Genomic DNA, 25,514 nt, shown 5'->3' on the forward strand with positions numbered 1-25,514 from the left:
ACCTTTAATATATTACCCCCATACTCTGTATGGGGGATTTTAGTTACAAAGTTAACTTATCTTTATTCTTTTCTAAAAATGCAGGACCTATCCCCTGAACTTCTAAAATATTTTCAATGGAATTAAAAGCACCATATTTTTGCCTATATTCAACGATTGCTTTCGCTTTTTGCCTACCTATACCAGTAAGTTTTTCTGCAAGTTCTTCTTCACCCGCTAAGTTGATATTCACTTTGTCAGACTGGCCATGGCTCGTTGATGGTGAGTTATTACTTACTTGTTTTTCTTGAATGACAGCCGCTGTGGCTTTTTCTGGCTCAATTTTCTTAGCCAAAGAAAAAGAAGAGAGTGAGCATAATAAAGAAAGGAGCAGAACAATACCTAATCTGCATTTATTGACTGAATTCCATAACATATTTGTTCTCCTGTGTATGTTGAGACACAACGATGCCATAGAAAAATACGGAACACTTTTCAATAATACTGAAAATACGAAAGGCCACCCAAAGGTGGCCTTCTATTCATGAAGTTACAATTTTACTTGCGAAGCTGCTCGCAATTACTCAATATTCAGCACTTCAATTTTTGCATTCTCACGCAAGTTAAGCATCAGAGCTTCATTGACCGCAGAACTCATAGCACCTTGGTATTCACGAGTCAGTTGCTTTAACTCATCTTCCGTCGGTTGGCCTAGCGTAACTTTATCTAGTTGAATAACCACATAGTTATCGGACTCATCACGCGCAAGTGCATAACTTGGTTTACCATCAGCAGGTTGCGGCATTTCCATCGTTGCATTAATAACCGCTGTTTGTGGCATTAAACGAGAAACAGTTTGAGTATCGGAAAATTTAACCCCCGCCGCATTTAGAGCTTCTGTTCCTTTACCCGCATTTAACTCAGCAAGAAGTTTATCACTCGTAGCTTTCAACTCTGCATCCGCTTTTTGGCGCTTAACCAGAGTTTCAATTTCGGACTTAACCTTATCAAAAGGTTCAACGCTTTCAGGTTTGTACTCTGTTACACGCACAACAAATGCACGGTCCCCTTCAACGTTAATAACATCTGAGTTGATCCCTTTAGAACCATTTTTATCCACTAAACGGTCGCTAAATACTTCACTGACCACTTTAGGGAAATTAAGTGCGGCAGGTGGATTTGTTCTATCAAACCAATCCGTTGTCACAGCTTTCAAACCAGATACAGATTCAACCGAAACTAATGATTCCATATCACTCGTGGCAGCCTCACTAACCTTCTGCTGCAAGTCATAGAATTGTTTAATGTTTTTATCTTGAAGTAAGCTAGTTTTAATACTTTCTTCAACTTGCTCAAACGGTTTAATAGATTCAGGTTTAATATCATCTAAGCGAAAGATAACATAACTATTTTGTGATTTAACAGGTGCCGAAAGTTGCCCTTTTTCTGTTAATTTTGCGTCCACAATTTCGCTTGGCGTTGATGCCGCTTCCATCCAACCAATCAAGCCTTTTTGCCCTGCACTGAATTTATCCGTTGATTTTTCAGTTGCCAGTGTTGCAAAGTCCGCACCTTGTTTTAATTCATTCAGAATATCATTTGCTTCTTTTTCTGAAGCTACCTGAATCATGCTGTACTGTTTTTGCTCTGCCTGAGTATAATTTTTCAGGTTTTGATCATAATACGCTTTTACTTCTTCAGCTGACACTGTCGCTGGCGGCATTGATGCTGCATCCATTTCAACATAGCTTACTTGTACTTTCTCAGGTGAGATAAAGCTATTTTGATTGGCATCATAGTAGGCTTTTAATTCTTCTTCAGAAGCTGTTTGTTTTGCTTGAACCTCTGCTAAATCTAAGATTGCAGTACGAATTTCACGTTCTTGCATAAATAATTCAGCATATGCTTTAACTTCTGATGGTAAAGCGAAATCCGTTCCAGTAAAGGTTTTTCCTAACTGAGCTCGTGTAAGGTCTTGGCGAATTTGAGCCGCAAGGCTATCCGCGTTAATGTTGTTACGACTTAAGATCTCACGATATTTTTCGCTATCAAACCGGCCATCTGTCTGGAAAACAGGCATTGAGAAAATATATTGCTCAATTTGCTGGTCACTTGCTGAGAGCTGTAATTCATTAGCATACTGATTAATCAGTTCATTGTTAATCAAGTTATCAAGAGCTTGACGACGCAGTAAATTCATACTTTCTTCATTACTAGCGACTTCTGAGAATTTATCCCCTAGGTACTCTTGTAATGATTGGCGTTCTTGTTGAAAAGCCTGCTGTAGCTGTTCGCGGCTTATTGATTGCCCGTTAACTTCAGCTGCATTATTTGCACTGTTGCCACCGAGACCCCCCATCATAACGCCACCCAACACGAATGAAAGGATAATCAGCGCCAGTATTATTTTGAGCAAAGGACTATTCGCCTTTGTGCGTAAATTTTCCATCATAAAAAGGCTTAACTCCGCTTTGTTGAATTCAATTTCCTGATAATACGCTAATCTTAACTCAGAAAGAAAAAAAAGCGCACCATTTCAATGGTGCGCTTATATATTAGCTGATTAAAGACATTCCGTCAGTTTGAGTTTTCGCAAAATTACGAGAAAGACAAACTTAAATACCTAATTAGCTATTTACAGCGTCTTTAAGACCCTTGCCTGGACGGAAAGCAGGAACTTTCGCCGCAGCTATTTTAATTTCTTTACCCGTTTGAGGGTTACGGCCTGTACGTGCTGCACGCTCACGAACAGAGAAAGTCCCAAAGCCAACTAGAGCAACATCATCCCCTTTACTCAGAGAACCTGTTACAGTAGCAACGAACGCGTCAACAACACGACCTGCTGCAGCTTTAGAAATATTCGCATCAGAAGCGATTTGATCAATCAGTTGAGCTTTATTCACTCTTATCATCCCCATATTAGTTGGACTATAAATCTCTTAATTAACTATAATTAACTATAGCAGTTATTAGTATAGTTAATTAATGATGCAGCCGTTATATCAATCCTGATTACCAATGGCAAGAGAACAGATTGCATACAAACAATTATCAGAATCATCGTTAAATTAGCGATGAAAAAAAAGACTGACAAGCCCTAAATTAGCTGTCAGTCTTAATTTTATACAAACTTCTTGATTCAGCTCACTCTTTTAGCTTTCTTTTTAACTACTTCTGCCCCAAAAGGAGGGTTAACTAAAGCTAAAGAAAGAACTTCTTCAATTGTTTTCACCGGATGAATTTCGAGATCCGCGATCACATTTTGAGGAATTTCCTCTAAATCACGTTCGTTTTCTTTAGGGATTAATACGGTTTTAATCCCTCCGCGGTGTGCAGCCAATAATTTTTCTTTCAGGCCGCCTATCGGGAAAACTAAACCTCTTAAAGTAATTTCACCTGTCATTGCTACGTCAGCTCTAACTGGATTACCCGTTAAGCAAGAGACTAAAGCGGTTGACATCGCAATACCCGCACTCGGGCCATCTTTTGGTGTAGCGCCTTCTGGTACGTGAACATGAATATCACGTTTTTCATAGAAATCACTATTTATACCCAGTTTTTCTGCTCGAGCTCTAACAACCGTTAATGCCGTTTGGATAGACTCCTGCATGACTTCACCTAAAGAACCGGTATAAGTTAGTTTGCCTTTGCCTGGCACACATGCAGTTTCAATAGTCAGTAAGTCACCACCAACTTCAGTCCAAGCAAGGCCTGTAACTTGCCCAACACGGTTTTCTGTGTCTGCTTGGCCATAATCAAAACGGCGAACACCCAGATAATCTTTCAGGTTATCAGCGTTGATTTCAATGTGCTTAAGCTTTTTGTCCATGAGCAGCGCTTTAACCGCTTTACGACACAATTTAGAGATTTCACGCTCTAAACCACGAACTCCAGCTTCACGAGTGTAATAACGAATAATGCTCATTAAAGCACTATCATCGATAGTTAACTCATTCTTTTTCAATGCGTTACGTTCAATCTGCTTAGACAGCAAATGTTTTTTCGCAATATTCAGTTTTTCATCTTCTGTATAGCCAGAAAGACGGATGACTTCCATACGATCTAACAATGGTGCTGGAATATTCATCGAGTTGGATGTTGCAACAAACATCACATCAGACAAATCGTAATCCACTTCCAAGTAGTGATCGTTAAAGGCAATATTTTGTTCTGGATCAAGCACCTCTAATAATGCAGAGGCTGGGTCACCACGCATATCAGATGACATTTTGTCAATTTCATCCAATAAAAATAGTGGGTTTTTGACCCCTACTTTTGCCATCTTTTGAATCAACTTACCTGGCATTGAACCGATATAGGTACGACGGTGACCGCGAATTTCAGCTTCATCACGCACCCCACCTAATGCCATACGAGTGTATTGACGACCCGTAGCCTTAGCAATAGATTGCCCCAAAGAGGTTTTACCCACGCCCGGAGGCCCAACCAAGCAAAGGATTGGCCCTTTAATTTTACTGACACGGCTTTGCACTGCCAGATACTCTAAAATACGGTCTTTCACACGCTCTAAACCGTAGTGATCGGTATCTAACACTTCTTGAGCTTTAACTAAGTCTTTTTTGACTTTACTACGTTTATGCCATGGTACCTGCACCATCCAATCAATATAGCTACGGACAACGGTAGCTTCTGCTGACATCGGAGACATCATTTTCAGCTTCTGCAATTCTGCTTCTGCTTTCTCTTGTGCCTCTTTTGGCATTTTCGCTTCTTCGATTTTACGTTTTAGCGATTCATATTCGTCTGGCGCATCGTCCATTTCACCCAGCTCTTTCTGAATGGCTTTCATTTGCTCATTCAGATAATACTCGCGCTGGCTTTTTTCCATCTGTTTTTTAACACGGTTGCGGATGCGTTTTTCCACTTGCAGCAGCTCAGTTTCTGACTCCATCATGGCCATCAAAAACTCTACACGCTCCGCGATATTTGCCATTTCTAAAACGCGTTGTTTATCCGCTAATTTTAGTGGCATGTGAGAGGCAATGGTATCTGCCAGTTTGTCTAGCTGATCTTGTTCAATCGCATGTAACGCGGTTAATACTTCAGGTGGAATCTTTTTATTCAGTTTTATATAACTTTCGAACTGACTAACGATAGTGCGGTACAACACTTCGTTTTCTTTTTCATCAAGTGCGTCTGATGATTGAGAACCCGCTGTCGCTTCATCATACGCTGCGTGCTCAGATTCATTATTTTGCTCTGCTGCCAAATATTCTGCTTGCGCTAAGAAATATTCGCCATTATCTGTCAAACTGGTAATACGTGCGCGTCGTAGACCTTCAACGAGGACTTTAACGGTGCCATCAGGCAGTTTTAGCATCTGAATAACCGATGCGACTGTACCGACAGCAAATAAATCATTCACCCCTGGCTCATCAGTCGAGGCTTCTTTTTGCGCAACCAGCATTACCTGCTTGTCATGATCCATCGCTGCTTCCAGACTGTGAATGGATTTTTCACGTCCAACAAACAGTGGGATCACCATATGTGGGTATACCACTACATCACGCAGAGGCAATACTGGTATTTCAATGCGTTCGGAACGCTCAGGATTCATAAAGCTCTCTCTTCGTTTAGCTCACGCTAGTTTAAGGGTTTCTATCTCTTGTTTTAAAATTACTTTCTAGAACAAGGAAACCACACCTCAGAATATAAACTATATGGGGACAAGATTTTAGCATTCAATGGCTAGTTGAACATAAAAAACAAAATGAGGGAAACCCCTCATTTCGTTTGATTAACTATTGAACGTTTTATATGGGATTAGTTATCGCCAGAAGCTTGAGCATCAGGTTTGCTATATATCAATAGCGGTTCTGATTGTTCGTTAATGACGTTTTCATCAACGACAACTTTTTCAACATCACTCATTGAAGGAAGGTCATACATCGTATTTAACAATGCAGCTTCAACAATAGAGCGTAAACCACGAGCTCCGGTTTTACGTGCCATAGCTTTCTTAGCTATTGCTTTTAGTGCTTCTTCACGGAATTCGAGTTCAGTATTTTCAAGGCTAAATAAGGCTTGATATTGTTTAGTTAAAGCGTTTTTAGGCTCTTGCAGAATCTGAATTAATGCTTCTTCACTTAATTCAGTTAATGTTGCAACAACAGGTAAACGGCCAATAAATTCAGGAATTAAACCAAATTTAATTAAATCTTCTGGCTCTGCCTGAGTTAATAACTCACCTTCCGTTGCTTTATCTGATTCACCTTTCACTTCGGCAGCAAAACCGATACCTGAACGGGTATTTAAACGCTGGCCAATTACTTTGTCGAGCCCTGCAAATGCCCCACCACAAATAAAGAGGATCTTTGAAGTATCAACCTGCAAGAACTCTTGCTGAGGGTGTTTACGTCCCCCTTGTGGCGGTACTGCTGCAACCGTTCCCTCGATTAGTTTCAGAAGGGCTTGTTGCACACCTTCACCAGAAACGTCACGGGTAATTGATGGGTTATCTGATTTACGTGAAATTTTATCAATTTCATCAATATATACGATACCACGCTGAGCTTTTTCAACATCGTAATCGCACTTTTGTAGTAATTTTTGAATAATATTTTCAACGTCTTCACCGACATAACCAGCTTCAGTTAATGTCGTTGCATCAGCCATTGTAAATGGTACATCCAAATAACGTGCTAAAGTTTCAGCTAAAAGCGTTTTACCACTACCGGTTGGGCCAATTAGCAAAATATTACTTTTGCCTAATTCAACGCCATCACTGGTTTTATCACCATTACGCAAGCGCTTGTAATGGTTATATACAGCAACCGCTAAGACTTTCTTCGCTTTTTCTTGGCCGATGACATAGTCGTCAAGATGCTGTCGGATTTCATGTGGCGTAGGCAGCTCACTACGCTCGCGGTGCGGCGTAAGTTCTTTTATTTCTTCACGGATGATATCGAGACATAAATCTACGCATTCATCACAAATATAGACTGACGGACCGGCAATCAGCTTACGAACTTCATGCTGACTTTTTCCGCAGAAAGAGCAGTAAAGCAGTTTTCCTGTCCCCTCTTTGCGTTTATCTGTCATCAGTTGACCTCACTTTTATCCATATTGTTTTGTTTTCATTCAATTAAAAAACAAAACAACGATTTTCTTTAAAATAGTTTATGGTATGAACTAATTATACCAAAAGTTAACCCATTAACGGCTACTATAAATTTGGTCGACTAAACCATACTCTTTTGCTTCATTTGCAGATAAGAAGCGGTCACGCTCTGTGTCTCGAGTAATTTCTTCAATGGATTTACCAGTATGTAGAGCCATTAGCTCGTTCATTCGAGATTTCACTTTAAGAATTTCTTGAGCATGAATTTCGATATCTGACGCTTGACCTTGATAACCCCCTAATGGTTGGTGGATCATCACGCGTGAATTTGGTAAGCAGAAACGTTTACCTTTGGTACCCGCCGTCAATAAAAAAGCCCCCATGGAACAAGCTTGTCCCATACAAATAGTACTTACATCAGGCTTGATAAACTGCATCGTATCGTAAATTGACATTCCTGCGGTAATAACGCCACCCGGTGAATTAATATACAAATGAATATCTTTTTCAGGGTTTTCTGCTTCAAGGAATAACATCTGAGCGACGATTAAATTCGCCATATGGTCTTCCACTTGACCAGTCAGGAAGATAATACGTTCTTTTAATAGACGTGAGTAAATATCATACGAGCGCTCACCACGAGAAGTTTGCTCTATGACCATAGGCACAAGGGCCATTTGAGATGCTAATTGTTCCTGACTGCCAAAATGTGACATCGAAATCTCCTATTAAAAACGTTCCGGTGCTTGCGCCTAATTTGCTGTCTGCCTGCTATTTTGAGCAGAGATCATGCCACAAACAACGGTTTTAAAAAATTCCTGTGTCTGCAGGCTCTTTCAATTCTCTTATTTTCTAGTTTAGCTAATATTTAACCAAGCAACTGGCGAAATAAGAAGAAAATGCAGCTAAGTATGCTGCAGTAAACAAGACGCTCTGTAAAAGAGTTTAACACAAGTCTATTGGGTTACACGGAATTATACCATTAGAAAACCATACTTGATTTTCAAAAATGACGAAATAACTCGATTGGTTAATATCACTATTTCTACAATATTAAGCTATTCAAAATAGTTCAAATTGCAATTAAAGCCCCACTTAGACTACTTGAAGTATAGATAATATAATTAGGGTTTAAATGTGTTTTTCAAGGGTATCCTAATTAAATTCGCTAAAGTGATAATTTAAAGGCTTTAATTGACAAAAAACCCGTAGTATTACACCACGGGTTTCATTATTTTGTACAGCAAGAAAGAATTAACCTGCTTGAACTTGGTTCATCAGTTCAGTGAAGTTAGTTTCTTTTTCTGTCACTTTAGCAACAGCCAATACAGTTTCAACAGCTTGTTCTTCTAAAGCTAAGTTACGAACGCTATTCATCAGCTCTTCATTTTTGCTGTAGTATTCGATAACTTCAGCTGGATCTTCATACGCAGAAGCCATTTCCTCGATCAGCGCTTTAACGCGATCTTCGTCAGCTTTCAGTTCGTTTTTGTTGATCACTTCGCCTAACAGCAGACCGATCACTACGCGACGTTTTGCTTGTTCTTCAAACAGTTCACGAGGTAATTCCATCGCTTGTTTTTCGTCGCCACCAAAACGCTGTGCCGCTTGACGACGCAAAACATCAATTTCACCATCAACAACTGCTGCTGGAACTTCGATGTCGTTAGCTTTGATTAAGCCATCAAGAACTTGTGCTTTAACACGGTTACGCACGGCATTTTTCAGCTCACGCTCCATGTTTTTACGTACTTCTGCACGCAGACCATCTAAAGAACCATCAGCGATACCAAAACGCTTGATGAATTCTTCAGTGAATTCAGGCAGTTCACGTTGTTCTACTTTCTTCAGAACAATAGCAAATTTCGCCGCTTTACCTTTCAGGTTTTCAGCATGGTAGTCTTCTGGGAAGTTAACTTCGATATCGAATTCTTCACCCGCTTTATGACCAACAACACCTTCTTCGAAGCCTGGGATCATACGACCTTCGCCCATAACGAGTGCGAAGTCTTCTGCTTTTCCGCCTTCGAATTCTTCACCATCGATAGAACCGGTAAAGTTGATAGTGATGCGAGAGTCAGCTTCTGCTGCCGCTTCAACTTCTTTCCACTGCGCTTGTTGCTTACGCAGAGTTTCTAACATGTTTTCCAGATCTTCATCTTTTACAGATACAGCTGGTTTTTCAACTTCAATCGTTTCTAAACCTGTTAATTCGATTTCTGGGTAAACTTCGAATTCAACTGAATAAACAAAATCTTTACCGTCTTCGAGTTGCTCAGGTTTGTAGCTAGGCGCACCCGCTGGATTGATTTTTTGTTCAATAATTGCGTTGATGAAGTTACGTTGCATTACATCGCCCAGAACGTCTTGCATAACAGACGCGCCGTAACGCTGTTTAACGATGTTCATTGGTACTTTCCCTTTACGGAAACCATCAACACGTACTTTTTTAGCAACACTAACTAATTCGCTATTAACTGCTTTTTCAATATCAGTGGCAGGAACGGTGATTGTTACACGACGCCCAAGGCCTTGAGTCGTTTCAACAGAAACTTGCATCTTCTTACCTCAAAATAAATCTTAGTGATCGGTCTACTCCAGAGTTATGCCATTAAATCATAACGGCTGTCTCCCTTCCAGAACCGGGGGCGTTACTTTCGTAACGGTCAATCCCTGATATCAGAAGCGTCCCGAAACCTTACTGAAAATTAGACGCAGCATTATACCGATGCATGCGCCCTGAGTCGAGAAAAGCTGAGAAAAGAAGCGTTTTTTCCTCATTATTTGTGACTTTTCTGACTAAATTTTTTGTTTTTTCACCTAATTTGAAGAAAAAACATTCACCAAGCTCATCATCGAGCATAGCTGATTAAGTACAGCATAGTCTCAGTGTATTAACTGAAACGAAAAATTACCGATTAACACCGCCGACACCACGACAAGCAGGTGATTTTAACGCAGTGTCAGCAAGCTCATTCCACTCTTGTTGCGTATATGTATGCAAAGCAAGGGCATGGATCCCTCCCGATAATTCGCTGGCTAAAATAGCATAAATTTCGCGGTGGCGGGCAAGCATTCGTTTATTTTCAAATTTATCACTCACTAAAATAACTTTGAAATGGCTTTCAGAGCCCGGTAACACATTGTGTTGGTGGCTTTCATTAATTACCTCCAAATGTGTAGGTTCGAAAGCAGCTTGTAATTTTTTGCTCACGAGAGATTGCATACTTTGAGCTGCATTAGCGACCATAAAATGCTCCTTAATTAAAAATTATGCTCAGAGGCAATTATCTTTTATTGTACGTGTTGATTATTGCTATCTTCTTATTATAGAAATATCCGATAATAACTTGCCAATGTTATGATAGCGGCACATTGATGCGAATTTTTTCAAAAATTGTTGTCTAATAGTTCAGGATAAATAAGCCGCTAAGCTTTATATTGAACGACGGCTACCCGCACCATAACGAAACATTTTCAATTAGGAAAGATGAACTGGAAAAAATTATGTTAAGAAAACTGTGTTTTCCACTTTTAGGGTTATTTCTTCTTGCGGGCTGTGCAACCAGCAGCAATACATTATCACTTGAGCCTAAGATAGCTTTACCTGCAAAAAACCCCACACTGAATGCAACTTCAATCAGTGTTAGCAGTGTAGACAATCGTACGAATAAATCCTTAGCGGAAGTCAACCGCAATGGCAGTTTAGTCGTACTGAACCCTTCACGCGATCCTCGTTATCTGATGCAAGAAGCCGTCGAAAAACAAATGGCTGCACGTGGCTTTATGGTGACATCACCAGCAAATGTGAATCTAGTCGTTCAATTGAATAAACTCGATACCAAAGTCAGTGAAGGCAGCTTGCGCCATAATATTACCGTAAACTCCAGTGTGAGTATTATTGCAACAGCCCCAAATGGTTCGACAAAAACACGTTCATTTACCCGCAATTTTAATACACAAGAGTTATTAGCAGCCAATAATGACAAGATAGCAACAGCTATCAATAGCGCACTCACTGATTTAATTGCAGATATGGCAACAGACCAAGAAATCACCGATTTTATCAGACAAAATTCACGCTATTAACTGAGCAATCATTATCATTAAGTATTAAGCTACCTAAGCTCTCACTGATTGAGCTTGGGTAGCATAGCGCAGCCAATACCTCTGCAGCGCAATGTATTGCAGCAATATCACACTGGCTTAGAGGGAAATAATGCCTCGTTTTACTCTACCAAATAACATCACTTTAATCCTTTTAGGCTTTGTTTCTGGTCTACCTTTAGCTTTAACTGCAGGTACATTACAAGCTTGGCTAACTGTTGAAAATGTCGATATTAAAACTATTGGTTTCTTTTCATTAGTCGGACAGGCTTATGTGTTGAAATTTCTTTGGTCCCCAATGATGGACCGCTATACTCCGCCCTTTCTTGGTCGTCGAAGAGGATGGCTATTAACCACGCAAATTCTGTTGATTATCAGCATTGCCGCTATGGGCTTTATGAACCCCTCAGAGCATTTGTGGTACCTTGCTGCGCTGGCGGTTACTGTTGCATTTTGTTCAGCATCACAAGACATTGTTTTTGATGCCTATAAAACTGATTTACTGAGTGCGGAAGAACGCGGAATTGGTGCTGCAACCTCAGTTATGGGTTACCGGATCAGCATGTTAGTTTCAGGCGGCCTTGCTCTTTGGTTAGCGGATAAGTTTTTAACGTGGAAACAACTATATTTAGTCATGGCAGGGCTGATGATTATCGGCGTTATCGCAACATTACTCGCGAAAGAACCCGAAGAAAGCTGCGCTGCACCAGCATCACTAAAAAAAGCAATATACGAACCACTCGCTGAATTCTTTAGCCGAAACAATGCTTGGCTAATCTTACTACTGTTAGTTTTTTACAAGCTCGGTGATGCCTTTGTCATGGCGCTTAATACTAACTTTCTATTAAATGCTCTTGGTTTTAGTTTAAGCGAAGTGGGTACCGTCAATAAAACTGTTGGTATGGCTGCAACTATTGTTGGAGCGTTACTTGGTGGTTATCTCATGAAAAATATGAGCTTATTTAAAGCTCTATTTATTTTTGGGCTTCTACAAGGCGGCTCTAATATAGGCTATTGGTTCTTAGCGATAACACCGCCCCATATCTTAACCATGGGGTCGATTATCTTTCTAGAAAATATCTTCTCTGGTATGGGAACCGCCGCTTTTGTCGCCCTATTAATGACACTATGTAATAAGTCGCTATCCGCAACGCAGTTTGCACTTCTTTCTGCTCTTTCCGCCGTTGGTCGTGTTTATATTGGCCCAGTCGCAAGTATTTTTGTCAGTAATTATGGCTGGCCACTGTTCTACCTTATTTCGATCGCAGTTGCAGTCCCTGGTGTTTTGCTTTTATTAGCTTGTCGGACATCCTTAATCTACACACAAACAACAGGGTTGTTTCAACGGCGTCAGCTGTATGCGAAAGGGTATCGCATTGCCGTTTATGCTCTTATTACTGCCGTTAGCTTCCTTGCTATTTGGCTACTTTCATTACTTATATTTTCATTTAGTGATATGAAAGTTTATCTGTTTACGACACACATTGAATTTTGGCTGAGTTTACCCCACTACCAAAACCTTATTTTTAATACTGGTATTAGCATTGGTGCTATCAGCTTAGTTATTGGTGGTAGTTTAGATTTCCTCGCCGTTCGCAAAACAGTACAGCAATAACCCTCCCAATACTCTTTCTCATTCTTTTCATAATTCCCTAAGCAAAGCTTATTTGTTTAGGGAATTTGATCTTTTGTATAAATTAGATCTAAATAGCAAAACAAAGCAATAACATCTAAATATCGTGATTGCGATCACTTCATGCGTGTAAAATATTTCTTAATTACAATTTTCAAGTCTAATATATCACAAGTTACAAATTGGTTAGCTAAAGTGTTAATAACTAACGCACTACTAAATTCCATTAATCAATAAGTGAAAATAATCTATATATGAAAAAAATCATTTACATGACCGCCTTAATTTCTCTAGCAGGTACGGCATATTCTGACAATATTATTGGCTATAAAAATGGCTTTGCTGATGTCAATGTAAACTATTTAGATTGGTCACATCGTACTGAAACCAAAACAGAAAACACGACACGTAAGAAAGATTTTGCCTATATTGAGCTTGAAGGTGGTGCCAATTTTAATTGGGGTGAGTTATATGGCTTTTTTGATCTCGAAAACCCATTTCATAGCCAACACACCGATTCAGGACGAAATAAACGCTATACCATTAAAACAACAGGCCGCTTTTATTTAGGTGATACTGGTTTCAACCTATACGGGCACGTTTATGGCACTTGGTCATTACCTGGAGCCAAGTATGGTGGTAATTTCCACGATGTGAATACGTTATATGGTATTGGTTATAACACTGCATTCGGTGATTTATGGTTTAAACCTTTTATTGCTCTTAATTACACCGACCAGACATTCTATTCAGGTAATAATGGATATGTAGCAGGTTGGGTGGCTGGCTATAATTTCAGCGTATTCGAAGAAAATTTCATGATAACAAACTGGCATGAAATGGAATTCGCGAGGAATAAACGCTATAACGGGGATAAGCGTAATGGCATAAATGGCGCCCTCGCTTTTTGGTGGAATGCAACAAACCATGTTTCTGCAGGGGTACAATACCGCTATGCTGATAATAAATTAGGAGATACTTTCTACCAAGATGCAATCATTTATACATTAAAGTATACCTTTTAGCGCACTATAGAACATTGCATCAGAAGTTAACTATTTTCTTATTTTTATCAGTAAAATAAGAATTTTTCTTTATGATTTAGCCGATAAAGCAACCAAAATAGCTTTATCGGCAATAAAAACTGTAATTTCCCTTAGCAAATTGCTAATCATTTATATCAGTTTCACTATTTTTTCATTTCTTTTGTATATATTTTTCTTTGAAAAATTACCAAGATAATTTAGTATTAATAGAGTTTTATCAATACATACTTATAATCCGTATCAATTTTAACTTTTTGTTTATAAGTTCTTTACATGTGATCATATTAACATAAAGAGCTAACAATTCAGTTTCTTTGCCTTACAATCATTTACACTCGCATAACCTTACCGTAAAATGCCCGCACTGATGAAACGACAATTAGAATCTTTGTCATTTGGGGTCGTGGATGAGACTTATGAACTACAAAAAAAGCATCGGAGCAATCTCACTCGTTGTAGCTGCCTTACTACTAGGTGGTTGCGATATGGTGTTGATGGATCCAAAAGGCGCCGTTGGCGTTAAACAAAAAGAGCTAATTCTTATTGCAATTGGCTTAATGCTACTTGTTGTTATTCCTGTTATTTTCATGACGATTATCTTCGCAAGAAAATACCGTGAATCCAACACGTCAGCAACCTACCGTCCTAATTGGGCTCACTCAAATAAAATTGAGTTAGTCTGCTGGACCGTTCCTATCATCATTATCATTATTCTAGGTGCTATCACTTGGAAGACGACACATGAGCTGGACCCGTATCAGCCATTAGTGAGTGATCAGGAACCTGTCACTATTGAAGTTATTTCTGCTGACTGGAAATGGATATTTATTTATCCAGAGCAAGGCATTGCAACAGTTAATGAAATCGCATTCCCTACAGGTGTGCCAGTTAACTTCAAAATCACGTCAGATTCGGTGATGAACTCATTCTTCATTCCATCTTTAGGTGGCCAAATCTACGCGATGGCAGGTATGCAAACTAAACTTCATTTAATCGCTAATGAACCAGGTACCTACAAAGGCTTCTCAGCAAGTTACAGTGGCCATGGCTTCTCTGATATGAAGTTCAATGCTATTGCAACTCCAGACCGTCAAGGTTTTGATGAGTGGGTACAAAAGGTAAAAGCTTCTCCTAAAACAATGGATACCATGCAGGCATTCGACGAAGTCGCTAAGCCAAGCATGAACGTTCCTGTTACCTACTTCTCTAGCGTGAAGCCTAAACTTTATGAAGATATCGTTCTGAAGTTTGGTCATGAGCACCATAAAGGTCACGCTCCTGTAGAAAATCAAAGTCATTCAATGACTGACCATAACGATGCTACAGGCAATTCAATGCAAATGAGCCATAGTGCTCATGCTGCTGGCGCTGAGGAATAAGGGCATGTTCGGAAAATTAACACTAGATGCAATTCCGCTCCATGAGCCGATTATCGTTGTCACCCTGATTGCTATTGTCCTAGGTGGACTTGGCTTAGTAGGTGTGATTTCTTACTTTGGTAAATGGAAGTGGTTGTGGAAAGAATGGTTAACCTCTGTTGACCATAAGAAAATTGGTGTCATGTACATCATTGTCGCAATGGTTATGTTATTCCGTGGTTTCGCGGATGCTATCATGATGCGTGGGCAGCAAGTTCTTGCTTCTGCTGGCCAAGAGGGTTTCTTGAATCCTCATCACTATGACCAAATCTTCACCGCACACGGCGTTATCATGATTTTCTTCATGGCAACTCCATTCGTTGTTGGTCTGATGAACTTAGTTGTGCCTCTGCAAATTGGTGCACGTGATGTTGCGTTCCCATTCCTTAACTCATTGAGCTTCTGGTTCTTTGTTGTTGGTGTTGTGTTAATCAACATCTCTCTAGGGGTAGGTGAATTCGCACAGACTGGTTGGTTGGCTTATCCGCCATTATCCGGCTTGGAGTACAACCCTGGGGTCGGGGTCGATTACTGGCTCTGGAGTCTCCAGATATCCGGTATTGGTACACTATTAACAGGGGTTAACTTTATCGCGACTATTATCCGTATGCGTACGCCGGGTATGTCGATGATGAAAATGCCTGTATTCAGCTGGGCTGCGTTATGTACTAACGTATTGATTGTTGCTGCTTTCCCTATCTTAACTGTTACATTAACGCTTCTGACGTTAGACCGTTATTTAGGTACCCATTTCTTCACTAATGATATGGGCGGCAACATGATGATGTACATCAACCTGATTTGGGCATGGGGTCACCCTGAGGTGTATATCCTTGTTCTGCCAGTGTTCGGTGTATTCTCTGAAGTTGCAGCAACCTTCTCGAAGAAACGTTTATTCGGTTATACCTCATTAGTTTGGGCGACAATCGTTATTACCGTTATGTCCTTCATCGTTTGGTTGCACCACTTCTTTACGATGGGTTCAGGAGCGAACGTTAACGCCTTCTTCGGTATCGCCACAATGATTATCGCAATCCCTACAGGGGTTAAGATCTTCAACTGGTTGTTTACCATGTACCAAGGTCGTATCGAGTTTAAATCACCTATGCTGTGGACTATCGGTTTCATCATCACCTTCTCTGTTGGTGGTATGACTGGTGTTCTGCTTGCTGTTCCAGGTGCAAACTTCGTTCTGCATAACAGTCTATTCCTGATTGCTCACTTCCATAACGTTATCATTGGTGGTGTTGTATTCGGGTGCTTCGCGGGTATGACTTACTGGTTCCCGAAAGCGTATGGCTTCACGCTAAATGAGAAATGGGGTGTTCGTGCCTTCTGGTTCTGGATCATCGGTTTCTTCTTAGCCTTTATGCCACTGTACATTCTTGGCTTTATGGGTATGACCCGTCGTTTAAGTCAGAATATTGACCCGACTTACCACACAATGTTAGTTGTTGCTGCAGGCGGTGCTGCGTTAATCGCAATCGGTATTGCATGCCAAGTTATCCAAATCATTGTGAGTATCCGTGACCGTCATGAAAACCGTGATTTAACCGGTGACCCATGGGGTGGACGTACACTTGAGTGGGCGACATCTTCTCCACCACCTTTCTATAACTTTGCGATTGAACCACACGTTCAAACCCGCGATGCATGGTGGGATCTGAAAGAGAAAGGCCTTGCTCATAAGAAACCAACTTCATATGAAGAAATTCATATGCCGAAAAACACAGGCGCAGGCGTTATTATCGCTGCATTTAGCTTAGTTTTAGGTTTCGCTATGATCTGGCACATCTGGTGGCTCGCAATCATTGGTTTCGGTGGAATGATCGTAACTTGGATTGCAAAAAGCTTCGACGAAGATGTTGATTACTACGTACCTGTGGCTGAAATCGAAGAAATCGAGAATAAGCACTTTGAAGAATTGCGTAAGGCAGGTGTGAACGATGTCAACTAATACAATGACTAACCAAAATATCGCCCATGCTGAGCATGGGCACCACGATGCAGGTGGAACAAAAGTATTCGGTTTCTGGCTCTATATCATGAGCGACTTGATTCTGTTTGCTTGTTTGTTTGCGACCTATGTTGTTTTGGCCGATGGAACTGCTGGCGGTCCTGCTGGTAAAGATATCTTCAGTCTGAAGTTCGTATTAGGCGAAACCTTCTTACTGTTAGTGAGTAGTATCACTTACGGCTTCGCAATGATAGCGATGCACAAAGGTAAGATAGCTGCTGTTAACTTATGGCTGTTTGCAACGTTCCTGTTAGGTCTTGGCTTCGTCATTATGGAAATCTATGAGTTCCATGAATTGATTGCAGAAGGCTTTGGTCCTGACCGTAGCGGTTTCTTATCTGGCTTCTTCGCACTCGTTGCGACTCACGGTCTACACGTAACTGCGGGCCTGATCTGGATTATTATCATGATGATCCAAGTCACTCGCCGTGGCCTGACTGATGTCAACAAAACACGTTTAAACTGCCTAAGTTTGTTCTGGCACTTCTTAGACGTTGTGTGGATTTGTGTATTTACCGTTGTTTATCTTCTGGGGGCTATTTAAATGAGTCATGCAAAAGATGCTCACACTGGAGCAAGCCACGGTAGCGTTAAAACATACCTGATTGGCTTTATCCTATCAGTTATCCTAACAGTGATCCCTTTCTGGATGGTGATGGAAGGTACAGCGTCAACTTCAACAATCCTTTGGACTGTTGTGGGCATGGCTGTTGTGCAAATTCTGGTTCATTTAGTTTGTTTCTTACATATGAATACATCATCAGATGAGCGCTGGAATTTAGTTGCCTTCCTGTTCACCATGCTTATTGTTGGCATTGTGGTCATTGGCTCACTGTGGATTATGTACAACCTGAACATCAATATGATGCTCGACTAAAGAGTTGCCGATATGTTTAAGCAATACCTGCAAGTGACCAAACCAGGAATTATATTCGGAAACTTGATTTCTGTGATCGGTGGTTTTTTATTGGCTTCAAAAGGGTCAATTGATTACCCACTGTTCGTTGCGACTTTGCTGGGTGTATCACTGGTCGTGGCTTCTGGTTGTGTTTTTAACAACTACATCGACCGTGATATCGACCGTATCATGGAAAGAACGAAGAATCGCCCTTTAGTTAAAGGGTTGATTGATCCGAAAGTTAGCCTGATTTACGCTGCTGCATTAGGTATTGCTGGTATGGTGCTGCTACTTGTAGCAGCCAATGCTCTGGCAATGCTGCTTGCAGTTATCGGTTTCATTGTTTATGTAGGTATTTATAGCCTATATATGAAACGTAAATCCGTTTATGGCACACTGATTGGCAGTCTTTCAGGCGCGGCACCACCAGTTATCGGTTACTGCGCTGTTACAAATGAATTCGATATGGGTGCACTTATCCTATTATTGATATTCAGTTTGTGGCAAATGCCTCATTCTTATGCCATTGCTATCTTCCGCTTTAAGGATTACAAAGCCGCAAACATTCCTGTGTTACCGGTTATTAAAGGAATTTCCGTCGCGAAAACGCACATCTTCCTGTATATCCTAGCGTTTATGGTCGCAACATTAATGTTAGCTATCAGTGGATACGCGGGCTATAAGTACCTCATCGTAGGTGCAGCAGTCAGCTTATGGTGGCTAGGTATGGCAATTTCGGGCTTCAAAACCGAAAATGACGACCGGGTCTGGGCAAGAAAACTGTTCATTTTCTCAATCGTAGCGATTACTTCATTGAGCGTAATGATGTCAGTTGACCCTATCGTTTCAAGCGATACTGTTATAGCTCTCGTCAGATAACTTATCTGTTTACTGATGATAACGATGTCTAAACGGCGGGCCTTCCCCGCCGTTTTTATTTGTCTCTAACTGCTTTTACAACTCACTTTTACTTATTCTGCCTATCCTTATGAATCTATTTTATGGTTAAATAGCCGCTTGCTATTGATAAGCTAGATATCAAATGCACTATTAAAAATGCTAATAGGTTGAGATTAAAAACATATTGCCACAACATATACGTATTTATTCAACTTGTTGTATTTATTAATGTGTGACCTAACTAGCTGAGAGAAGTCAACACCGCTACAGCACGAAATATGAAGAATAAAAATGAATGATAACAAAATGACATCCGCAGAGCTTAGATCCACTTGGGGATTAGGCTCCGTTTTCTCCTTGCGAATGCTTGGAATGTTTATGGTATTACCTATTTTGACCAGCTATGGGATGCATTTACAAGGTGCTAGCGAGTTCTTAGTGGGTGTTGCTATTGGTATCTATGGCCTTAGCCAAGCCGTTTTTCAAATCCCTTTTGGTTTAATGTCAGATAAGATTGGTAGGAAACCTTTAATTATTATTGGGTTAGTTATTTTTATTATCGGAAGTATCGTTGCAGCACTAAGCGATTCTATTTGGGGAATTATTATTGGGCGGGCTTTACAAGGCGCCGGAGCAATTTCTGCTGCCGTCATGGCATTACTTTCTGACCTAACTCGAGAGCAAAATCGCACTAAAGCCATGGCATTTTTAGGTATTAGTTTCGGTTTAACTTTTGCTATCGCCCTCGTACTTGGCCCAATTATCGCTAATTGGGTTGGTTTAAGTGGCTTATTTTGGGGGATAGCGCTACTTGCAGTTGGTGCTATTGCAGTGACTGTTTTTGTTGTTCCTAATACTAATACTCATGTCTTAAATCGTGAGTCTGCATTTGTGCAAGGTAATTTAAAAGCGGTTTTAATGCACCCCCAATTACTCAAATTAAATATAGGGATCCTCAGTTTACATACCCTACTGATGTCCAGTTTTGTTGCTCTGCCTCTTATCATGACTGACTCCGGCTTTTTAGCAAAAGACCATTGGAAAGCCTATTTAGTCACGATGTTAATTGCTTTTGTCACCGTACTTCCGTTCATTATTTATGCGGAAAAATACCGCAAAATGAAACAAGTCTTCTTATTCTGTATTGCCGTTTTAGCATTGGCCGAAATTACCTTATGGTTTTCTGGTAGTCACTTATGGGTGATTTTCTTAGGTATTCAACTGTTTTTTATCGCTTTCAATATCATGGAAGCCATTTTACCGTCACTCATAAGCAAAGAGGCACCTGCGGGCTATAAAGGAACTGCCATGGGCGTTTACTCCACTAGCCAGTTTTTAGGCGTTGCCATCGGGGGTATTGTTGGTGGGTGGTTATACAGTTTTGAAGGAGCTAGTACCGTTTTTATTGGTGGTTTAATTTTGACCATTATCTGGTTTATCATTAGCCTGACAATGCAGCAGCCTCCTTATGTCAGCAGTATTCGTATTGAATTACCCAACCATATTGGAGATACAAGAGCTCTTGAGAAAAAATTACAAGCTCAAGAAGGGGTGATGGAAGCGCTTGTCGTTGACGAGGAATTTAGTGCTTATGTTAAAGTTGATAGAAAAATCATCAATCGAGAACAACTTGAAGCATTAATAAATCAGTAAAAATTAGCCCGCTATCGCGGGCTTTAAACGAACACTTGAAAAATAACTAATCGCGGAAGTTATTAAATTGAAAAGGTTGGCCTAAGTTCCCGCCACGTACTAATGCCATAACCGATTGTAAATCATCACGGGCTTTGCCCGTCACACGTACTTGGTCACCTTGAACTTGTGCTTGAACTTTCAGTTTACTGTCTTTAATTAATTTAACGATTTTTTTAGCAGTTGCAGCATCAATACCTTGCTTGAACGTAACTTCAACGCTATAGGTTTTTCCACTATGAACAATATCTTCTGGCACATTCAATACAGCACCATCAATACCGCGTTTTGCCATTTTTTCTCTTAAGATATCAACTAACTGGAGTACTTGGAAATCAGACTCACTAGTGATTTTAACTGATTCATTTTTGTCATTTAGCTCAAAACTAGCTTCGACATTTTTAAAATCCCAACGGCTGGTTAACTCACGCTGCGCATTTTCCACCGCATTACGTACTTCATTCATTTCCACTTCAGATACAATGTCAAATGATGGCATAGCTAGAACCTCACTGATAATTTTTAGACTGTGCGCATGATAACGTTTTTATTCACATCACTTCAAGTTATCAGGGTCTGTGATACTTCGTTAACTACAACTTCGTATCGTAAAAGGTTATAATGATAAGAGATCACTTCCGCCTTACCTTATAAGACGTTAAAGTCCCATTTTCAAAGGGGAAACAATGAAAATAACTCTAATTGGTTGTGGTGCGATAGGTAAACTGTGGCTTGCTTCACTTGCAATACAAGGGCATGACATACAAGGTTGGCTACGTGTTGCACAGTCTGATTTATTCGTCGATGTTAATGAACCTGATGGGCGTAGTTTCCGAGAGCTGATTCCTTGTAATAATATTAACCACTTGCAAACCAGTGAGTTGATCATTGTTTGTTTAAAAGCATGGCAAGTTTCTGACGCTTTATTACCTTTGATTAATACTATCCCAGAAAATACGCCTATTCTATTACTGCATAATGGCATGGGAACGATTGAAGAGCTGGCGCCTTTACGTCATCCTATCTTAGCGGGCGTCACAACCCATGCGGCTTGGCAAGAAAATAACCAAGTATTTCATGTCGCAAATGGCATCACACATATCGGCGCTATCAATTCCCAAGCACAAGCTTACTACCCAATAGCAGATATCTTGCATGAAGCCTTACCTGATGTGGCTTGGCATAATAATATTTTAACCACTTGCTGGCGTAAATTGATTGTGAACTGTGTCATTAACCCCCTTACCGTCGAACATACCTGTAAAAATGGTGAATTAATCCAACATTCCATACAGATATCTCAGATCATTGATGAAATATGTCATGTTATGGCGGCAGAAGGGCTGCATACGGATAAAGCAGAACTGACTGAGTATATTTACGGCATTATCAATAATACCGCTGATAACTATTCCTCTATGTTACAAGATATGCGAAATAATCGCCGTACAGAGATTGATTACATCACTGGCTTTTTAATCAAACAAGCACGAGCTCATGGGATCAGTACACCTGAAAACGATCGCCTTTATCATTTAGTCAAAAATAGAGAACAACAATATGACGACTTCCGCTCTAGTTTGCATCGCTCATGGGAGTGAAGAAATTGAATTTACTATTACTGCTGATTTATTAGTTAGAGCAGGTATCGATGTGACCTTAGCGAGTGTGACTGAAGATGGCTCTTTAACCATTACAGCCTCACGAGGCCTAAAAATTATTGCCGATACTCCGTTGATTAAAGTCGCTGATGAACCTTTTGATGCCATTGTGCTGCCTGGTGGTATGGCGGGAGCAGAAACGTTCCGCGATAGCCCACTGGTGGTTGAAAAAGTTCGCCGTATGCATCTTGATGGTAAAATCGTAGCAGCTATTTGTGCAGCACCAGCGCTTGTACTTGAATATCACCAATTGTTTCCACTAGGTAATATGACCTGTTTTCCATCAATGAAAGATAAAATCGCAGCTCATAAATGGGTCGATCGCCGAGTTTACTTTGATGAACGTGTCAATCTATTAACTAGCCAAGGGCCCGCCACTTCTTTTGACTTTGCATTAAAGTTAATTGAATTATTGGTAGGCCGAAAGACTGCGGCCCAAGTTGCCGCTCAACTCGTTTTACCTAATGGTATTAACGATTATTTAGAAGATTAAATATAAAACTCATTATAAAAAACGAATTAGAAATACAACTTAACTTATTGAATAATAAAAATTAAATAGTAAAAAAATCTGTGTTTAGAGTACTTTTTTGCTATGATTGCCGCGGGTGCTTGGATCATTTTGGTTCAAGCATTTGTGAGAGCCAAAAAGACGAAAGCCCCGAATTTAGATGTTAATCTTAATCCGAGGCAGTCTCAAACACACAACAATTTGATTCTGTCTCCTTTTAGATGATGCAAGAAAGGCTATGCTCTTTTAGCATCAGCAGCGGAAACACGCTGGTTCAAGCTACGTTATCCTGCGATAACTAGTCTTGTGGGGGAAATTTCCCCCACATTTCTCTCTGATTGTGAGTTGGTGATACAAGCACCCTGTTTTTATTCTCTACTTATTTTTATTCAGCTCACTTTGTCATTTCTATTTCAGTTGCATCAGTAATCATATTAATATCAATGATATCGAAACCATTATAACCAACTGAATTTAAATATTTTATTTTCAATAATGAACGATAAAAACATTTGTTTAGAGTGATTTTTTGCTATGATTGCCGCGGGTGCTTGGATCATTTGGTTCAAGCATTAGTGAGAGCCAAAAAGACGAAAGCCCCGAATTTAGATGTTAATCTTAATCCGAGGCAGTCTCCAACTCACACAATTGGATTCTGTCTCCTTTTAGAAAAGGAGTCAAGAGGAATGGCCAAAATTGCCCTTCTGGGGCTAGTTACCGTGTGTCTGACGGTATTGTGTTTTTCGTTATTGATGCAAGAAAGACTGTGCTCTTTCAGTATCAGCAGCGGAAACACGCTGGTTCAAGCTACGTTATCCTGCGATAACTAGTCTTGTGGGGGAAATTTCCCCCACATTTCTCTCTGATCGTGAGTTGGTGATACAAGCACCCTGTTTTAAGTTATGGGCGATAAACCTTTATATTTTCATAACCTTGTTCTTTTAGGTATAGCGCTTGCAAGCGGCTCATTACCCCACGGTCACAATATAATAAATAGGTTTTATCTTTTGGTAAGTCACCAAATTGCGTACTCAACTTATAGAATGGAATGTGCTTAATTTCCATTCCATCTACATTCAGTGGTTTGTCTTCGAATTCATCAATTGAACGAATATCTAAAATCACTTCATTTTCAATTGAAAGCTCACTCACCATTTCAATTTCAGGAACTTTTTCAAGACTTTCTTGTGCAATTTGTCGAATATCTATATTTTGAGCTTGCTCAACAACAGACTCTAAAATACCAAAATCAAAATTGGCCTCTTCCGCTTCAATCCGCGCTTTCACCGCTTTAACTGTTGGGCTTTTTGAGATTACACCACAATATTCAGGCATGGTTTTTGCGAAATCTTCAGTACCAATTTGGCGAGCTAACTTAATAATATGTTCTTTATCATGGGAAATTAGCGGCCTTAATACGAGAGTATCAGAAGCATTATCAATTAAACGCAAGTTTGTTAAAGTCTGGCTTGATACCTGCCCTAACGCTTCACCTGTGACAATCGCCTGCACGCCATAACGCTCAGCAACTTTAGATGCCGCTCTTACCATCATACGTTTGAGCACAACGCCCATTTGGCCATCATCCACTTTTTCTAAAATTTCAGCCACAACTGGCTCAAAATTTACAGCAATAAAACGGACTTTATGGGAGCTACCAAAACGGTTCCACAAATAATGTGCGATTTGCTTCACACCAATTTCATGTGCAGCTCCGCCTAAATTAAAGAAGCAATAGTGAACACGACAGCCACGACGCATCAGCATATAGCTCGAGACACCTGAATCAAAACCACCGGAAATGAGTGACAACACATCCTCTTGGGTCCCTATAGGGAAACCACCAATGCCTTCAATACGTGCTTTAACTAAGATAAGTTTATCATCTTCGATTTCTAAGTGAATCGTGGTGTCAGGGTCTTTAAGCTTAACTTTTGCAGATGCAATGTGCTGGTTTAACCCACCACCGATATAGCGTTCAGCATCGATGGATGAAAACTCATGTTTACCACGACGTTTCACCCGCACACAGAATGTTTTATTTTCTAATGACTCGCCATAGGCTTCGTGTGTCATTTCGTAAATATGATGCAAATTGGTAAACGGTTTTTCTTCCACTTCGAGAATATGGTGAATACCTGGGATACGCCCTAGCATGTCACAAATTTCATCGTGTTTTGTTTCCCCCTTCACACGCACTTCAATGTTATCCCAATTACGGACAACCGAAATCTCTTCGCCAAGTGGTTTAAGCACGTTACGGATATTACTGGTCAAAATTTTAATGAAACGTAGCCTAACAGTTTGGCTTTTAATGGTAATTTCTGGGAATAACTTAATGATAAACTTCATAATAGCTGCATGTTCATGGTGGTTGGGGGCAAACGAATGTGCCTTAACAGAGACACATGACACGTTACCAATTGTCAATAAAGAGGCGTATTATAACACTATCTTGCGGGTTGAATCTAAAAACCCCAATAATAAATTGTAACCGTAGCAAGACTGCGTTAGTCTGCTGAATATTTAAAATCCCTCGAATTAACTGATTTCACATTAGTGGCTAAAGAC

22 protein-coding genes are annotated in these 25,514 nt (G+C 40.2%); 12 read left to right on the forward strand and 10 right to left on the reverse strand.

Features of this window, described 5'->3' with window-relative positions; genetic code table 11:
* Positions 1–43 precede the first annotated feature (43 nt).
* From PR834_RS10225 to bolA, 8 genes are all read right to left on the reverse strand, one after another.
* On the reverse strand, positions 44–415 hold the full coding sequence (locus tag PR834_RS10225; protein WP_231136043.1) for a ComEA family DNA-binding protein: 372 nt from the start codon (positions 413–415) through the stop codon (positions 44–46).
* Between the two features lie 144 nt (positions 416–559).
* Entirely contained in the window at positions 560–2,431 is a 1,872-nt protein-coding gene (gene ppiD, locus PR834_RS10230; RefSeq protein ID WP_196725278.1) for a peptidylprolyl isomerase, read from the reverse strand.
* A 175-nt stretch (positions 2,432–2,606) separates the two neighbouring features.
* Positions 2,607–2,882, reverse strand: a complete 276-nt coding sequence (hupB, locus tag PR834_RS10235; RefSeq protein ID WP_004914513.1) for a nucleoid-associated protein HU-beta — start codon at positions 2,880–2,882, stop codon at positions 2,607–2,609.
* Between the two features lie 236 nt (positions 2,883–3,118).
* Positions 3,119–5,557, reverse strand: a complete 2,439-nt coding sequence (gene lon / locus PR834_RS10240; protein ID WP_004905440.1) for an endopeptidase La — start codon at positions 5,555–5,557, stop codon at positions 3,119–3,121.
* Positions 5,558–5,763: 206 nt separating this feature from the next.
* Positions 5,764–7,041: an ATP-dependent protease ATP-binding subunit ClpX gene (clpX, locus tag PR834_RS10245; protein ID WP_094962144.1), complete on the reverse strand. Its 1,278-nt coding sequence runs from the start codon at positions 7,039–7,041 to the stop codon at positions 5,764–5,766.
* Positions 7,042–7,155: 114 nt separating this feature from the next.
* Entirely contained in the window at positions 7,156–7,776 is a 621-nt protein-coding gene (gene clpP / locus PR834_RS10250) for an ATP-dependent Clp endopeptidase proteolytic subunit ClpP (protein WP_004905443.1), read from the reverse strand.
* 538 nt (positions 7,777–8,314) lie between these two features.
* The gene (gene tig / locus PR834_RS10255; protein ID WP_004905445.1) at positions 8,315–9,619 is read right to left on the reverse strand and encodes a trigger factor; all 1,305 of its coding nucleotides are present in this window, start codon (positions 9,617–9,619) and stop codon (positions 8,315–8,317) included.
* A gap of 352 nt (positions 9,620–9,971) precedes the next feature.
* Entirely contained in the window at positions 9,972–10,310 is a 339-nt protein-coding gene (bolA, locus tag PR834_RS10260) for a transcriptional regulator BolA (protein ID WP_110592392.1), read from the reverse strand.
* A gap of 257 nt (positions 10,311–10,567) precedes the next feature.
* Here bolA and PR834_RS10265 point away from each other — a divergent pair, with 257 nt between their 5' ends.
* The 9 genes from PR834_RS10265 (at position 10,568) to PR834_RS10305 (ending at position 20,732) form a co-directional block, all read left to right on the forward strand.
* The gene (locus tag PR834_RS10265; protein WP_036958553.1) at positions 10,568–11,149 is read left to right on the forward strand and encodes a YajG family lipoprotein; all 582 of its coding nucleotides are present in this window, start codon (positions 10,568–10,570) and stop codon (positions 11,147–11,149) included.
* Positions 11,150–11,279: 130 nt separating this feature from the next.
* A complete protein-coding gene (gene ampG / locus PR834_RS10270; RefSeq protein ID WP_272536630.1) occupies positions 11,280–12,782 on the forward strand; it encodes a muropeptide MFS transporter AmpG in 1,503 nt (500 codons plus the stop codon).
* 272 nt (positions 12,783–13,054) lie between these two features.
* Positions 13,055–13,825, forward strand: a complete 771-nt coding sequence (locus PR834_RS10275) for a nucleoside-specific channel-forming Tsx family protein (protein ID WP_094962140.1) — start codon at positions 13,055–13,057, stop codon at positions 13,823–13,825.
* A 428-nt stretch (positions 13,826–14,253) separates the two neighbouring features.
* Entirely contained in the window at positions 14,254–15,225 is a 972-nt protein-coding gene (gene cyoA / locus PR834_RS10280; protein WP_004905454.1) for a cytochrome o ubiquinol oxidase subunit II, read from the forward strand.
* Between the two features lie 4 nt (positions 15,226–15,229).
* A complete protein-coding gene (cyoB, locus tag PR834_RS10285; protein WP_036958554.1) occupies positions 15,230–17,221 on the forward strand; it encodes a cytochrome o ubiquinol oxidase subunit I in 1,992 nt (663 codons plus the stop codon).
* Positions 17,211–17,825 (forward strand): cytochrome o ubiquinol oxidase subunit III, encoded by a 615-nt coding sequence (locus PR834_RS10290; protein WP_004905456.1) that lies wholly within the window; start codon positions 17,211–17,213, stop codon positions 17,823–17,825. The genes cyoB and PR834_RS10290 overlap by 11 nt, the downstream gene beginning before the upstream one ends.
* On the forward strand, positions 17,826–18,158 hold the full coding sequence (locus PR834_RS10295; RefSeq protein WP_272536631.1) for a cytochrome o ubiquinol oxidase subunit IV: 333 nt from the start codon (positions 17,826–17,828) through the stop codon (positions 18,156–18,158).
* A gap of 12 nt (positions 18,159–18,170) precedes the next feature.
* Entirely contained in the window at positions 18,171–19,058 is an 888-nt protein-coding gene (gene cyoE, locus PR834_RS10300) for a heme o synthase (RefSeq protein WP_004905461.1), read from the forward strand.
* A 312-nt stretch (positions 19,059–19,370) separates the two neighbouring features.
* Positions 19,371–20,732, forward strand: a complete 1,362-nt coding sequence (locus tag PR834_RS10305; RefSeq protein ID WP_110592393.1) for an MFS transporter — start codon at positions 19,371–19,373, stop codon at positions 20,730–20,732.
* 46 nt (positions 20,733–20,778) lie between these two features.
* On the opposite strand, the gene PR834_RS10310 is transcribed toward PR834_RS10305, so the two are convergent.
* Entirely contained in the window at positions 20,779–21,270 is a 492-nt protein-coding gene (locus PR834_RS10310; RefSeq protein ID WP_004905465.1) for a YajQ family cyclic di-GMP-binding protein, read from the reverse strand.
* Positions 21,271–21,457: 187 nt separating this feature from the next.
* On the opposite strand from PR834_RS10310, the gene panE reads away from it, so the two are divergent.
* The 3 genes from panE to PR834_RS10325 all read left to right on the forward strand — a co-directional run bounded on the left by panE (position 21,458) and on the right by PR834_RS10325 (position 23,773).
* Entirely contained in the window at positions 21,458–22,372 is a 915-nt protein-coding gene (gene panE, locus PR834_RS10315; RefSeq protein WP_004905466.1) for a 2-dehydropantoate 2-reductase, read from the forward strand.
* The gene (gene yajL, locus PR834_RS10320; RefSeq protein ID WP_110592394.1) at positions 22,332–22,925 is read left to right on the forward strand and encodes a protein deglycase YajL; all 594 of its coding nucleotides are present in this window, start codon (positions 22,332–22,334) and stop codon (positions 22,923–22,925) included. Before panE ends, yajL begins: the two co-directional genes overlap by 41 nt.
* Positions 22,926–23,629: 704 nt before the next feature.
* Positions 23,630–23,773, forward strand: coding sequence for a Hok/Gef family protein (locus tag PR834_RS10325; RefSeq protein WP_004905468.1), 144 nt, complete (start codon positions 23,630–23,632; stop codon positions 23,771–23,773).
* A gap of 70 nt (positions 23,774–23,843) precedes the next feature.
* Here the strand turns inward: PR834_RS10325 and thiI are convergent, their stop codons facing one another.
* Positions 23,844–25,295, reverse strand: a complete 1,452-nt coding sequence (gene thiI, locus PR834_RS10330; protein WP_196725276.1) for a tRNA uracil 4-sulfurtransferase ThiI — start codon at positions 25,293–25,295, stop codon at positions 23,844–23,846.
* Positions 25,296–25,514: the final 219 nt, after the last annotated feature.

Source organism: Providencia sp. PROV182 (assembly GCF_028480325.1).
GTDB lineage: Bacteria > Pseudomonadota > Gammaproteobacteria > Enterobacterales > Enterobacteriaceae > Providencia > Providencia hangzhouensis.